General features: G+C 71.7%; 10 protein-coding genes. 5 read left to right on the plus strand and 5 right to left on the minus strand.

Translation table 11 applies throughout. The features are described 5' to 3' along the window. Window positions 1-161: 161 nt before the first annotated feature. Window positions 162-1,268 (minus strand): LacI family DNA-binding transcriptional regulator, encoded by a 1,107-nt coding sequence (locus tag ACFCY7_RS06035; protein ID WP_376481734.1) that lies wholly within the window; start codon window positions 1,266-1,268, stop codon window positions 162-164. A 379-nt stretch (window positions 1,269-1,647) separates the two neighbouring features. Between ACFCY7_RS06035 and hisC the strand changes: the two genes are divergently transcribed. Further along, on the plus strand, window positions 1,648-2,745 hold the full coding sequence (hisC, locus tag ACFCY7_RS06040) for a histidinol-phosphate transaminase (RefSeq protein WP_376481735.1): 1,098 nt from the start codon (window positions 1,648-1,650) through the stop codon (window positions 2,743-2,745). On the opposite strand, the gene ACFCY7_RS06045 is transcribed toward hisC, so the two are convergent. Next, window positions 2,746-3,126, minus strand: a complete 381-nt coding sequence (locus ACFCY7_RS06045) for a cyclophilin-like fold protein (RefSeq protein WP_376481737.1) — start codon at window positions 3,124-3,126, stop codon at window positions 2,746-2,748. It lies immediately after the preceding gene. 204 nt (window positions 3,127-3,330) lie between these two features. On the opposite strand from ACFCY7_RS06045, the gene ACFCY7_RS06050 reads away from it, so the two are divergent. From ACFCY7_RS06050 to ACFCY7_RS06065, 4 genes are read left to right on the plus strand one after another with little or no spacing between them, the layout of a single operon-like run. Further along, window positions 3,331-4,839, plus strand: a complete 1,509-nt coding sequence (locus ACFCY7_RS06050; protein WP_376481739.1) for a cytochrome ubiquinol oxidase subunit I — start codon at window positions 3,331-3,333, stop codon at window positions 4,837-4,839. An 18-nt stretch (window positions 4,840-4,857) separates the two neighbouring features. Beyond that, on the plus strand, window positions 4,858-5,859 hold the full coding sequence (gene cydB, locus ACFCY7_RS06055) for a cytochrome d ubiquinol oxidase subunit II (RefSeq protein ID WP_376481741.1): 1,002 nt from the start codon (window positions 4,858-4,860) through the stop codon (window positions 5,857-5,859). 15 nt (window positions 5,860-5,874) lie between these two features. Continuing rightward, a complete protein-coding gene (gene cydD / locus ACFCY7_RS06060) occupies window positions 5,875-9,465 on the plus strand; it encodes a thiol reductant ABC exporter subunit CydD (protein WP_376481743.1) in 3,591 nt (1,196 codons plus the stop codon). Between the two features lie 20 nt (window positions 9,466-9,485). Beyond that, window positions 9,486-11,198 (plus strand): GAF domain-containing sensor histidine kinase, encoded by a 1,713-nt coding sequence (locus ACFCY7_RS06065; RefSeq protein WP_376481745.1) that lies wholly within the window; start codon window positions 9,486-9,488, stop codon window positions 11,196-11,198. 84 nt (window positions 11,199-11,282) lie between these two features. Here the strand turns inward: ACFCY7_RS06065 and ACFCY7_RS06070 are convergent, their stop codons facing one another. From ACFCY7_RS06070 to ACFCY7_RS06080, 3 genes are all read right to left on the minus strand, one after another. Next, window positions 11,283-12,182 carry a Cof-type HAD-IIB family hydrolase gene (locus ACFCY7_RS06070; protein ID WP_376481746.1) on the minus strand — a complete coding sequence of 300 codons (900 nt, stop codon included), beginning with the start codon at window positions 12,180-12,182 and terminating at the stop codon, window positions 11,283-11,285. An 89-nt stretch (window positions 12,183-12,271) separates the two neighbouring features. Continuing rightward, window positions 12,272-12,922: an NAD(P)-dependent oxidoreductase gene (locus tag ACFCY7_RS06075; RefSeq protein WP_376481748.1), complete on the minus strand. Its 651-nt coding sequence runs from the start codon at window positions 12,920-12,922 to the stop codon at window positions 12,272-12,274. Then, window positions 12,919-13,872 carry an SGNH/GDSL hydrolase family protein gene (locus ACFCY7_RS06080; RefSeq protein ID WP_376481749.1) on the minus strand — a complete coding sequence of 318 codons (954 nt, stop codon included), beginning with the start codon at window positions 13,870-13,872 and terminating at the stop codon, window positions 12,919-12,921. The genes ACFCY7_RS06075 and ACFCY7_RS06080 overlap by 4 nt, the downstream gene beginning before the upstream one ends. Between the last annotated feature and the right edge of the window lies 1 nt (window position 13,873).

Below are 13,873 nucleotides of genomic sequence, written 5' to 3' on the forward strand. Positions count from 1 at the left end.
ATCCGGGTCCACTCCGGGTTCACCGGTTGTTTCGCCCGAATTGGGAAGGTCCAGTCCAGGGTTGAGGCCGGTGTGGTGTCCGGTTTCGCCGCCCCAGCCCACGGGCAGGGGCGGGGGCGGCGGCCGTGGCGGCGTGCCGGGCGGGTCGGTCCTCGGGGGTGTCAGTCCTTCGCGGGTGAGCGCGGCGGGCTGACCGTCGTGCGCGGCGAACGGCGCTGCGAGGAGGTGCGGATGATGAGTTCGGTCGGTATCACCTGCTCGACCGGGCCGTCCGCGTCGATCCCCTCGATGGCGTCGATGAGGAGCTGGACGACGGCCGTGCCGATGCGGCGCGGTTTGAGCGAGAGCGTCGTGATGGGCGGTTCGGTGGTGGCGTAGACGGTCGACTCGCTGCAGCAGACCAGCAGCAGGTCGTCCGGGACGCGCAGCCCGTAGCGGCGCGCGGCCGCCAGGAGGTCGGTTCCGTTGGGGTCGAAGAGGCCGTAGACGGCGTCGGGCCGGTCCGGGCGGGCGAGCAGCCGGTCGGCCGCGACGGCGCCCGCGCACGGATCGTGCGCCGGATAGGCCTCGTAGACGGGGTCCTGGCCCACCCGTTCGCACCAGTTCAGGTACGCGGTGGTGGACAGGCGGGTGTACGTGTCGGTGGTGGTTCCGGTGAGGAGGCCGATGCGGCGGGCGCCGGCGTCGGCGAGGTGGTCGAGCAGGTCGAGGACGGCGGCTTCGTGGTCGTTGTCGACCCAGGCGGTGACCGGAAGGGTGCCGGCGGGCCGTCCGTCGGAGACGACGGGCAGGCCTTGGCGGACCAGTTCGGTGACGACCGGGTCGTGGTCGGAGGGGTCGATGACGACGGTGCCGTCGAGGGCGACGTTCGACCAGACGTCATGGCGGGAGGTGGCGGGGAGGATGACCAGGGCGTAGCCCCGGGCGAGTGCTGCCGATGTGGCGGCTCTGGCCATCTCCGCGAAGTACGCGAATTCGGTGAAGGTGAAAGGTTCATCCCCGTACGTCGTCACGGTCAGGCCGATGAGTCCCGATTTGCCCGTACGGAGCGTGCGGGCCGCCGCGGATGGGCGGTAGCCCAGCCGGTCGGCGACCTCGCGCACGTGGCGGCGGGTGGCGTCCGGGAGTCGGCCCTTGCCGTTGAGCGCGTCGGAGACAGTCGTGATGGAGACCCCGGCGGCGGCGGCGACGTCCCGGATGCCCGCGCGGCCCTGCCGGCTTCCCCGGGTCTGTGCCCGGCTCACCTGGTGCTTCCCTGCTGCTGTCATGGCGAGCCGATAGTAGGGCGATGAGGGCCGGTGGCGACGGTCGCATATGCAAGCATTGACAGGCACGTTTCTGCATGATCAAAAAGCATCAAGAGGCATGAAACCAAAGGCAGTTCAGGGCTTCACCATGAGACCTGTGGTTGTCGAACGGCGTACGCCTGGTGAGGGGGTGAGGTCTCGAAGAGGTCTCAACTCACCTCTACGGGGGATGCGCGCCACGGCGCCCGCCACCGGCGCACGCCACCCTGCCGCGCGCCCCTCAGGGGGTGCCGCGTTTCCACAGCGTGTCCCTCCTGTTGTCCACAGGCCATTCGCAGCGGGGGCGAATCCTCTTAAGGTGAGGAGTATTGGCGGTACGGACGGTCGAGGAGGCCACACAGTGAGCGAGACCAGCGGGACGAGCAAGGGCAGCCCGAGGCTGCGGGCCGAGCTGGACGGCGTCCCCACCTACAAGCCGGGCAAGCCGGCCGCCGCGGGCGGGCCGGTGGCCTTCAAGCTGTCCTCCAACGAGAACCCCTACCCGCCGCTGCCGGGGGTCATGGAGAGCACGCTGGCGGCCGCCGCGAACTTCAACCGCTACCCGGACATGGCCTGCACCGGCCTGATGGAGGAGCTGGCAGACCGCTTCGGCGTGCCCGTCTCCCACCTGGCCACCGGCACCGGCTCGGTCGGCGTCGCGCAGTCGCTCCTCCAGGCCACCTCGGGCCCGGGCGACGAGGTCATCTACGCCTGGCGCTCCTTCGAGGCGTACCCGATCATCACGCAGATCAGCGGTGCCACCTCGGTGCAGGTGCCGCTGACCGAGGGCGAGGTGCACGACCTCGACGCGATGGCGGCGGCGATCACCGACCGGACCCGGCTGATCTTCGTCTGCAACCCGAACAACCCCACCGGCACCGCGGTCCGCCGTGCGGAGCTGGAGCGCTTCCTCGACCGGGTGCCCTCCGACGTCCTGGTCGTGATCGACGAGGCGTACCGCGAGTTCGTCCGTGACGCCGACATCCCGGACGGCATCGAGCTGTACCGCGATCGGCCCAACGTCGCCGTGCTGCGCACCTTCTCGAAGGCGTACGGCCTGGCGGGGCTGAGGGTCGGCTTCGCGGTCGCCCACGAGCCGGTGGCGGCCGCGCTGCGCAAGACGGCGGTGCCGTTCGGGGTGAGCCAGCTGGCCCAGGACGCGGCGGTGGCCTCGCTGCGCGCCGAGGACGAACTGCTGGGGCGCGTCGGCTCGTTGGTGGCCGAGCGCGAGCGGGTCCACGCCGGGCTCGTGGCCCAGGGCTGGACCGTGCCGGACACCCAGGCGAACTTCGTCTGGCTGCGGCTCGGCGAGCGCACGGTGGACTTCGCGGCGGAGTGCGAGCGGCACGGTGTGGTGGTGCGGCCGTTCGCGGGCGAGGGCGTGCGCGTCACGATCGGTGAGACCGAGGCGAACGACCTGTTCCTGAAGGTGGCGGAGGGCTTCCGCAAGGAGGGCTGATCAGCCGCCGGCGAGCTCCACGCGGATCGGGTCGCCGTCCCTGACGGTGGCCAGGATCCGCGGGTCGCCGTCGAGCGAGCCCAGCAGGTTGCAGGGGCTCGCGAGCCGGCACTCCTCACCCCGGGAGATCGGGGTCGGGCCGTAGGGGAGGGCGAGGGCGTCGCCGTCCGTCCAGAAGGCCACCGTGCCCGGGTCGACGACCTGGCGTGCGCCGTCCTCGACGGGCACGGAGACCGGAGTGTCGAAGTAGACCTCCTCGCCCCAGGTGCGGGCGGTGGAGGAGATCGGGAGGGCTCCCGCGAGCGCCGTGCTCGTGGGGGTCTCCTCAAGGGTGGCCGTGGTGTGTCCGGCCGGCCAGACGATGCGTATCCGAAGGGTCATGCCCCGGATTCAACAATATGTTGAAGGCCCTGGGAAGAGGTGACCTTCGGTAGGGGGACCCCGACTGAAGGTACGGATTTCGTATGAGCAATAATGCTTGTGAATGTGAACGCGTTCACAAGCGTGTCCTGGTTCGTCCCTTAATAAGTGGGATTACCAGGGCAAACTGCCGATGTGACCACGGCGATGTAAGGAGAAAACGACGTGGACCTCGCTCTTGCGCCAGAGACTCTGGCGCGCTGGCAGTTCGGCATCACCACCGTCTACCACTTCCTCTTCGTCCCCCTGACGATCTCCCTCGCCGCCCTCACCGCCGGTCTCCAGACCGCCTGGGTGCGGACCGAGAAGGAGAAGTACCTCAGGGCGACGAAGTTCTGGGGCAAGCTCTTCCTGATCAACATCGCCATGGGAGTCGTCACCGGCATCGTGCAGGAGTTCCAGTTCGGCATGAACTGGTCCGACTACTCGCGCTTCGTCGGCGACATCTTCGGTGCCCCGCTCGCCTTCGAGGCGCTCATCGCCTTCTTCTTCGAGTCGACCTTCATCGGTCTGTGGATCTTCGGCTGGGACAAGCTCCCGAAGCGGATCCACCTCGCCTGCATCTGGATGGTGTCGATCGGCACGATCCTCTCCGCGTACTTCATCCTGGCGGCCAACTCCTGGATGCAGCACCCCGTGGGCTACCGCATCAACGAGGAGCGCGGGCGCGCGGAGCTCACCGACTTCTGGCTGGTGCTCACCCAGAACACCGCCCTCACCCAGTTCTTCCACACCATCACGGCGGCCTTCCTGGTCGGCGGCGCCTTCATGGTCGGCATCTCCGCCTTCCACCTGGCGCGGAAGAAGCACATCCCGGTGATGCGGACGTCGCTGCGGCTCGGCCTGATCACCCTGATCATCGCCGGCCTCGGCACCGCCATCAGCGGCGACCTGCTCGGCAAGGTCATGTTCAAGCAGCAGCCCATGAAGATGGCCGCCGCCGAAGCGCTCTGGGACGGCGAGGCGCCCGCACCCTTCTCGGTCTTCGCCTACGGCGACGTCGAGAAGGGCCACAACACGGTCGCCATAGAGATCCCGGGCCTGCTGTCCTTCCTCGCGAACGACGACTTCAGCTCGTACGTCCCGGGCATCAACGACGTGAACAAGGCCGAGCAGGAGAAGTTCGGGCCCGGCGACTACCGGCCCAACATCCCCGTCGCCTACTGGGGCTTCCGCTGGATGATCGGCTTCGGCATGGCGTCGCTGGGCATCGGCATGCTGGGTCTCTGGCTGACCAGGAAGAAGTTCATGCTGGCACCGGGACTGAGGACCGGTGAGGACGAAGTGCCGAACCTGGTCCTGTTCAAGCGGAAGGCGCTCAGCCCCCGCCTGGGCAAGTGGTACTGGATCATCGCCCTCTGGACCATGGCGTTCCCCCTGATCGCCAACTCCTGGGGCTGGATCTTCACCGAGATGGGCCGCCAGCCCTGGGTCGTCTACGGCGTGCTGCGCACCCGCGACGCGGTCTCCCCCGGCACCACCACGGGCGAAGTGCTCACCTCGATGATCATCTTCACGGCGCTCTACGCCGTCCTCGCCGTGATCGAGGTCAAGCTCCTCGTCAAGTACGTCAAGGCGGGCCCGCCGGAGCTCACCGAGGACGACCTCAACCCGCCCACCAAGATCGGCGGGGACTCTCGTGACCCCGACCGCCCCATGGCCTTCTCGTACTGAGGCTCAGGAGATCGAGGCATGGAACTCCACGACGTCTGGTTCGTACTCATCGCCGTCCTCTGGACCGGCTACTTCTTCCTCGAAGGCTTCGACTTCGGGGTCGGGATCCTGACCAAGCTGCTCGCCCGTGACCGGGTCGAGAAGCGGGTCCTCATCAACACCATCGGGCCCGTCTGGGACGGCAACGAGGTGTGGCTGCTGACCGCCGGCGGCGCGACCTTCGCCGCGTTCCCCGAGTGGTACGCGACGCTCTTCTCCGGCTTCTACCTGCCGCTGCTGATCATCCTCGTCTGCCTGATCATCCGGGGCGTCGCCTTCGAGTACCGGGTGAAGCGGCCCGAGGAGAGCTGGCAGCGCAACTGGGAGCAGGCCATCTTCTGGACCTCGCTGATCCCGGCGATCCTCTGGGGCGTGGCCTTCGGCAACATCGTCCGGGGCGTGAAGATCGACGCGGAGATGGAGTACGTCGGCAGCTTCTGGGACCTGCTCAACCCGTACGCGCTCCTCGGCGGCCTGGTCACCCTCACGCTCTTCACCTTCCACGGCGCGGTCTTCGCCTCGCTGAAGACGGTGGGGGACATCCGGGGCCGGTCGCGGGCGCTCGCGTTCAAGCTGGGCCTCGTGACGGCGGTGCTCGCGCTGGCCTTCCTGATCTGGACCCAGGTCGACACGGGAGACAGCTGGAGCCTCGCGGCGATGCTGGTCGCCGTGGTGGCGCTCGTCGGTGCCATCGCCGCCATCAAGGCGGGGCGTGAGGGCTGGTCCTTCGCGCTCTCGGGCGTCACGATCACCGCCGCGGTGGCGATGCTCTTCCTCGCCCTCTTCCCGGACGTCATGCCGTCTTCGCTCAACCCCGAGTGGAGCCTTACCGTGACGAACGCGTCGTCGAGCCCGTACACGCTCAAGATCATGACCTGGTGCGCGGCGATCGCGACCCCGCTGGTGCTGCTCTACCAGAGCTGGACCTACTGGGTGTTCCGTAAGCGCATCGGTACGCAGCACATCGCCGACGCTCACTAGAGGGGCATGTTTCACGTGAAACCGATCGATCCGCGCCTGCTCCGGTACGCCCGGGCCACCCGTCTCTTCCTGATCGCGGTGGTCGCCCTCGGCCTCGTCGGGGCGGCGCTGGTCGTCGCCCAGGCGATGCTCATCGCCGAGATCGTGGTGGGGGCCTTCCAGAAGGGCCAGTCGGTTTCCGCCCTGACCACCCCTCTGCTGCTGCTCGCGGGCGTCGCGGTGGCACGGGGACTGGTCTCCTGGCTGACCGAGCTCGCCGCCCACCGGGCGAGCGCGGCGGTCAAGTCGGAACTCCGGGGCCGGCTGCTCGGCCGGGCTGCCGCGCTCGGCCCCGGGTGGCTGAGCGGCCAGAAGACCGGTTCGCTGATCGCGCTCGCGACGCGGGGAGTGGACGCGCTCGACGACTACTTCGCCCGCTATCTGCCGCAGCTGGGACTTGCGGTGGTCGTACCGGTGGCGGTGCTGGCCCGGATCGTCACCGAGGACTGGATCTCGGCGGCGATCATCGTCGTCACCCTGCCGCTCATCCCGATCTTCATGATCCTCATCGGCTGGTACACCCAGGCCCGGATGGACCGGCAGTGGAAGCTGCTCTCCCGGCTCTCCGGACACTTCCTCGACGTGGTGGCCGGCCTTCCCACCCTCAAGATCTTCGGCCGGGCCAAGGCACAGGCCGAGTCGATCCGTGCGATCACCTCGGAGTACCGCCGGGCGACGATGCGCACGCTGCGGATCGCCTTCCTCTCCTCCTTCGCCCTGGAACTCCTCGCGACGCTGTCGGTCGCCCTCGTCGCCGTGACCATCGGCATGCGGCTGGTCCACGGCGAGCTCGACCTCTACACCGGGCTCGTCATCCTCGTCCTGGCCCCCGAGGCGTACCTTCCGCTGCGGCAGGTGGGGGCGCAGTTCCACGCGGCGGCCGAGGGGCTCGCGGCGGCGGAGGAGATCTTCGACGTCTTGGAGCAGCCGGTACGTGACGGCGGCACGGCGCCGGTGCCGGACGTCCTGCGGCTCGCACTCGACCGGGTGACGGTACGCCACGAGGGGCGCGCCGAACCCTCGCTCGACGCGGCGACGCTGACGGTCGAGCCCGGCGAGACGGTCGCCCTGGTCGGACCGAGCGGCGTCGGGAAGTCCACGCTCCTCGACGTGGTGCTCGGGTTCGCGGTGCCCGAGGAGGGCGGTTCGGTACGGGTCGGCGGCGAGGACCTCGCGGCGCTCGACCTGGAGGCCTGGCGGTCGCGGATCGCCTGGGTGCCGCAGCGCCCGTACCTCTTCGCCGGGACGGTCGCCGAGAACGTGCGGCTGGCCCGCCCGGACGCCTCCGACGAGGCGGTACGGGAGGCACTGCGGGACGCCGGGGCGGACGGGTTCGTCACGGGGCTGCCGCAAGGGCTCGACACGGTCCTCGGCGAGGACGGCGCGGGACTCTCGGCGGGCCAGCGGCAACGGCTCGCGCTCGCCCGGGCGTTCCTGGCGGACCGGCCGCTGCTGCTGCTCGACGAGCCGACGGCGGCGCTGGACGGGGAGACGGAGGCGGGAGTCGTCGACGCGGTCCGGCGGCTGGCGGCGGGCCGGACGGTGCTGCTGGTCGTGCACCGGCCTGCGCTGCTCGCGGTCGCCGACCGGGTGGTGACGCTGGGCCGCGCGGAGCCCGCCGGGGACGTGCTCGCCGCGGTTCCCGTCGCAGCGGGGGCGGCCGGGGGTACCGGCCGGGGCGACGGAGGCATCGGGCCCGACGCGGCAGCAGAGCCGTACCTCTCCGTCCCGCCCCGTGCGGAACGGACCCCCACCTCAGGGTCGTCGGTGCTCGGGCGCGTGCGGGGGATGGCCGGCGAGCTCAAGGGGCAGATGCTGCTCGCGCTGCTGCTCGGAAGCCTCGCGCTCGGGTCCGCCGTCGGACTGATGGCGGTGTCCGGATGGTTGATCTCGCGGGCGTCCGAGCAGCCGCCCGTGCTCTATCTGATGGTGGCCGTCACGGCCACGCGCGCGTTCGGCATCGGCCGGGCCGTGTTCCGGTACGCGGAGCGGCTCGTGTCGCACGACGGCGTGCTGCGGATGCTCGCCGAGCTGAGGGTCTCCGTCTATCGGGGCCTGGAGCGGATCGCCCCGGCCGGGCTGCGCCGCAACCGGCGCGGCGACCTGCTCGCCCGGCTGGTCCACGACGTCGACGCGCTCCAGGACTACTGGCTGCGCTGGTGGCTCCCGGTGGGCGCGGCACTCGTCGTGGGCGTGGCGTCCGCCGGGTTCACCGCCTGGCTGCTGCCCGAGGCCGGCGCCGTCCTCGCCGTGGGCCTGCTGGTCGCCGGGATCGCCGTGCCGGCGGCCGGCGGGGCCCTCGCCCGCCGGGCTGAACGGCGGCTGGCCCCTGCGCGAGGGGGCCTGGCGACCGCCGTGGCCGATCTGCTCCGCGGCTGCGCCGAGCTGACGGTGGCCGGTGCGCTGCGGGGCAGGATCGAACGGACCGGGGACGCCGACCGCGCCCTCACCGGCATCGCCTCCCGGCAGGCCGCGGCCACCGCGCTCGGGGCCGGACTCTCGGCACTGGTCTGCGGCCTGACGGTGGTGGCCGCCGCGGCCGTCGGCGTCCAGGGCGTGCGGGACGGGCGCCTCGACGGAGTGGCCCTCGCCGTGGTCGTCCTGACGCCGCTCGCCGCCTTCGAGGCCGTCACCGGACTGCCGCTCGCCGTGCAGTACCGGCAGCGCGTCAAGCACAGTGCCGAGCGGGTCTTCGAGGTGCTCGACACCCCCGTCCCCGTACACGAACCGGCCCGGCCCGGGACTCCCCCGGCCAGCCCGTTCCCGCTGGAACTGGACGGGCTGTCGGCCCGGTACGCCGGGCAGGACCGGGCGGCACTCGCCGACTTCCGGCTCACCCTGGAGGCCGGGCGGCGGGTCGCCGTCGTCGGCGCCTCCGGCTCGGGCAAGACCACGCTCGCCCAGGTGCTGCTGCGGTTCCTCGACCCGGAGCACGGCACGTACCGACTGGGCGGCGTCACGGCCGGGGAACTCGACGGCGACGCGGTACGGCGGCTGGTCGGCCTCTGCGCCCAGGACGCCCACCTCTTCGACAGCTCCGTCCGCGAGAACCTGCGGCTCGCCCGCACCGGGGCGGACGACGACGAGCTGCGCGAGGCGCTGCGCCGCGCCCGGCTGCTCGACTGGGTGGACGGGCTGCCCGCCGGGCTCGACACCCTCGTGGGCGAGCACGGCTCCCGGATCTCCGGCGGCCAGCGCCAGCGCCTCGCGCTCGCGCGGGCCCTCCTGGCCGACTTCCCCGTCCTCGTCCTCGACGAGCCGGCCGAGCACCTCGACCTGGCCACCGCCGACGCGCTCACCGACGATCTGCTGCGCGCCACCGAAGGCCGTACGACCGTCCTCATCACCCACCGGCTGCACGGCCTCGAAGCCGTCGACGAGGTGATCGTCCTCGACGGCGGCCGGACCGTGCAGCGCGGCCCGTACGCGGAGCTGGCCGCGGCGGACGGCCCGCTGCGCCGGATGCTGGAACAGGAGCGGCAGACCGATCTGCTGGCGGTGGGAGCGGGCGGAGCCGGCATGGCGGAGGGCGGCGGAGAGGACCAGCCGACTTTTCTCGCCAAATAGGACTTACTAGGCTCAAGCCCATGACCGCCGAAGAGTCCGACGCCCCGGACCCCCTGGAAGCAGCCACCCAGGCCACCCGCAGCCTCCAGGGACTGTCCACGGAGCTCACCGCCCGCGTGCCTCAGCTCCTGGAGGCCATGCGCTCGGTCGGTACCGGGCTCGAACTCCACTCCACCCTCGACCGCATCTGCGAGACCGCCGCCGAGCTCGCCGACGCCCGCTACGCGGCGATCGGCGTCGTCGACGACGAGGGCGAGGGCCTGTCCGACTTCGTCACCTTCGGCGTCGACGAGGCCACAGCCCGCCGCATCGGCCGCCGACCCGACGGGCACGCGGGACTGCTCGGCGCGCTGATCCGCGACCCGCAGACCATCCGCCTCGCCGACCTGTCCGAGGACCCCCGCGCGGCCGGATTCCCGCCGGGCCATCCGCCGATGCGGACCTTCCTCGGCGTCCCCATCCGGGTCCAGGGCGAGATCTTCGGCAATCTGTACCTCGCCGAGAAGCACGGCGGCGGCGAGTTCAACGACTACGACGTCCACATGGTCCGGGTGCTCGCCACCGAGGCGGGCATCGCCATCGGCAACGCCCGCCTCTACGAGGCCGCCCGGCAGCGCGAGCGGTGGATCGACGGCTCGGTCGCCGTCACCACCGCGCTGCTCTCCGGCGGCGACGCGGACGACGCCCTCACCGTCGTCGCCGAACAGGCCCGGCGGCTCGCCGACGCGGACGCCGGGATCGTGCTCCTGCCCGCCGAGGAGGGCGGCCTGGAGATCGTCGCCGTCTCCTCGCCCCGACCCACCAAGTCGCTCGGCGTGGTGATCCCGCCCGAGAGCGCCGTGGTCAAGGAACTCCTGGAGGGCCAGGCGGTCTTCATCACGGATGCCTCGACGGACCCGCGCATGATCAGCCGGCTGACCTCCGCGTACGGGCCCGGCATGATGCTGCCGCTGCAGAGCGGCGGGCGGGTCCTCGGGGCGCTCGCCACGCCCCGGGCGCGGGGCGCCCGCCAGTTCACCGAGGCGGAGCGGACGCTCGCCACCCAGTTCGCCTCGCAGGCCGCGCTCGCCCTGATGATGGCCGACGCGCAGCGGGACCGGGAGCGCCTCGCCGTGTACGAGGACCGCGACCGGATCGCCCGCGACCTGCACGACCTGGTCATCCAGCGGCTGTTCGCCACCGGGATGATGCTGGAGAGCGCCCAGCGCAGGTCGATCGTGCCGGCCGTGCGCGAGGGCGTGGGCAAGGCCGTCGACGAGCTGGACGTGACGATCCAGGAGATCCGTACGGCGATCTTCGCGCTCCAGCAGGGCCCCGCCGAAGCCCCGTCGGGACTGCGCACCCGCGTCCTGCGGGAGATCAACATGGCGGCCGTCCCCCTCGGCTTCAAGCCCGCGCACCGCTTCCTCGGCGCGATCGACTCGACGGTCGGCGAACTGACCGGCAAGAACCTCATCGCCGCCCTGCGCGAGGCGCTCTCCAACGCGTTCCGGCACGCCGAGGCGGACCGGATCGAGGTCGTCGTCGACGCCACCGCCACCCTTCCCGACGGCTCCGCGGGGGTGCGGCTCTCCGTCGCGGACGACGGCATCGGCATCCCGGCGGGCGGGCGCCGCAGCGGTCTGCGCAACCTGGCCCGGCGCGCCGAGTCACTGGGCGGCGCCAGCTGGTGCGGGCCGGGGCTCGGGGAGGACGGCGGCGGTACGACGGTGGTGTGGGAGGCGCCGCTGTAGTCCCCATACGGGAGCTCGGGTGTGGGAGTCCCCGTACGGGCGTTCCGGTGTGGGAGTCCCCGTACGGGCCGGTCGGCCTGACGGTCAGCCTTGCGCGGTGCCGTCCTGCGTCGCGGTGCCGTCCTGTGTCGCGGTCAGTGCCTCGGCGATCAGCTGCTCGATGACGACGGCGACCCCGTCCTCGTTGTTGCCGACCGTGCGGCCGGAGGCGGCGGCGATCACGTCGGGGTGGGCGTTGCCCATCGCGTACGAGCGGCCGGCCCAGGTCAGCATCTCGATGTCGTTCGGCATGTCGCCGAAGGCGACGACCTCGTCCGCCGTGATGCCGCGCTCGGCGCAGCACCGCGCGAGCGTGGAGGCCTTGGAGACGCCGAGCGCGCTGATCTCGATGAGCGCGGTGGGGCTGGAGCGGGTGAAGGACGCCAGGTCGCCGGCGGTCTCCTTGGCCACCGCGAGGAACGCGTCGGGGTCGAGCTCGGGGTGCTGGGCGAGCAGCTTGAGCACGGGTGCGGCGGCCCCGGGCGCCTCCTCGAAGAGGAGCTTCTCGGCGGTGGCGACGGTGGCGCCGGGGTCGAGGAAGAACGGCGGGTACTGCGGCTCGTAGTGGATGCCGGTGGTGAGCTCGACGGCGAACGAGGTGCCCGGGGCGGCGGCGCGCAGGGCCGTGACCACGGCGAGGGCGGCCGACCGCTCCAGCGGGCGTACCTCGACGAACGTGTTCTCTCCGTGGAGGTCCACGACGGCTGCGCCGTTCGCGCAGATCGCCAGGCCGTGCCCGTGGACGTGGTCGCTGACGACGTCCATCCAGCGCGCCGGCCTGCCGGTGACGAAGAAGACCTCGATTCCGGCTCGCTCGGCCGCGGCGAGGGCGGCGACCGTGCGTGCGGAGACGGACTTGTCGTCGTGCAGCAGGGTGCCGTCGAGGTCGGTGGCGATCAGCCGGGGCGCCGGCGCGGAAGGGCGCGGGGAACGGGGAGAGGTCACCGCACCATTCTTCCGCACCGGACGCACGTGCGTGCGGGGAGCCGCACATATGAGTGGCCTGGTTTCGGTCGGCCTGTGGCCGATACGGCTCAGTACGCGACCTCCACGACGGCCCGGTGGGCGCGCTCGTCGTCGACGCGGGTCAGCAGGTAGTGCGCGAGATCGGCACGGGAGAGGGACTTCGGCCGGTCCAGGTGACCGTTCTCGGCCGTGCGGTAGCTGCCGGTCAGCGGTCCGTCGGTGAGCATCGGGGGCCGTACCACCGTCCAGGCCGTGCCGCCGGCGGAGCCCGAGGTCATGAAGCTCTCCATCCGCGCCATGTCGGCGTAGCCGTGCCGGTAGAGCCGCTGGACCACGTACCGGGTGACGAGGCGTTGCGGCAGCGGGACGCCCGGGGCGATCTCCAGGCCCGCCGAGGAGAGGCAGACCAGTCGGCCGACGCCGGCGGCCTGCATGGCCTCGACGATGTTGCGGGTGCCCTCCGAGTAGACGGTCGTCGGGTTCTTGCGGTCGGTGCTGCCGAGGCAGGAGAGGACGGCGTCGTGCCCGGGGACCGCCCGCCGCCAGCCCTCGGGTGACAGGGCGTCCCCGGGTACGACGGTCAGCCGCGCCCCGGCGTTCGTGACCGGCAACCGGGCGGGGCGGCGGGCGACGGCGGTGACCTGGTGACCGGCGGCGAGGGCTTGGGCGAGGAGCTGCGCACCGGTGCCGCCCGTCACGCCGAAGAGAAGCAGCTTCATGACGTCCTCGTTCCCGTTCCTGTCTCCGTCCCCGTTCCCGTCCTCGTTCCCGTCTCTGTCTCCGCCCTCGTCTCCGTCTCCGTTCGGTTCGCCGTCGTTCCGCTCTCCGCGAGCGCGTCGACGAGCGTGATGGCGACGGCCCGCTGGCCTTCGAGGGTGAGGTGGATGCCGTCGTCGAGCTGCAGGCCGGCGGTGGCCTGCCGGGTGTCGACCGTGCGTTCCGGCCGGCCGAGGAGGAAGTCGGCGACGCCGTCGACGTCCTCGCTCGCCCAGCCGATGCCGGCGCGGCGGAAGTGCGGGTAGGCGTCCGCCCGTTCCTGGTCGATGGAGCTCGGGGTGAGCCAGATCCAGCGGTCCGGGGCGGTGTCTCCGGCGTCCCCGGTCCGCGTGGTCCGCCCGCCGAGTTCCCGCAGGGCGAGGAGGTTGCGGGTGGTCTCCGCCTCGCTGACCAGCCGGGTGCCGGGTGCGCCCGTGCCGCGGCCGAGCCGCTGGGCGTCGTTCGCGCCGAGCATGCACAGCACCCAGTCGGGGCGCAGGAAGGACAGTTGGGGCAGCTGGGCGAGGGCCTGGGAGGTGGTGAGGCCGGAGACCGCGAGGTTGACGAGCTCGACGCCGTCGGGGAGGAGGTGGCGCAGGATCGAGAACCACGAGAGCCGGTCGGCGGTGGTGCTCTCGCCGAGGGCCACGATCCGCTGCCCGGGCCGGAACGGCAGCCGGCCGGCCCGGTCGGCGAAGTCGGCGTCCTTCGTCAGCTCGGCGGCGGTGGCCCGCGCCTGCTCGTCGAAGTCCCGCAGCAGCGCGCGGTAGGCGTCGGCGTCCAGGCCGAAGAGCTCGGCCAGCCGCGCCTCGGGCAGCTCCCCCAGATAGCGCAGGGTCTTCTCGGGCTGCTGGAAGCGGACGAGCTTCTCGGTCAGGTGCGGGGTGGGGGGCGCGGTCGGCTGCGAGGTCATG

This window comes from Streptomyces sp. NPDC056361 (assembly GCF_042262805.1).
Lineage (GTDB): Bacteria > Actinomycetota > Actinomycetes > Streptomycetales > Streptomycetaceae > Streptomyces.

Coding starts and splice junctions, on each gene's coding strand:
- ACFCY7_RS06065 (WP_376481745.1), top strand. CDS start 9,486: ATGACCGCCGAAGAGTCCGACGCCCCGGACCCCCTGGAAGCAGCCACC.
- cydB (WP_376481741.1), top strand. CDS start 4,858: ATGGAACTCCACGACGTCTGGTTCGTACTCATCGCCGTCCTCTGGACC.
- ACFCY7_RS06035 (WP_376481734.1), bottom strand. CDS start 1,268: ATGACAGCAGCAGGGAAGCACCAGGTGAGCCGGGCACAGACCCGGGGA.
- ACFCY7_RS06080 (WP_376481749.1), bottom strand. CDS start 13,872: ATGACCTCGCAGCCGACCGCGCCCCCCACCCCGCACCTGACCGAGAAG.
- ACFCY7_RS06045 (WP_376481737.1), bottom strand. CDS start 3,126: ATGACCCTTCGGATACGCATCGTCTGGCCGGCCGGACACACCACGGCC.
- ACFCY7_RS06075 (WP_376481748.1), bottom strand. CDS start 12,922: ATGAAGCTGCTTCTCTTCGGCGTGACGGGCGGCACCGGTGCGCAGCTC.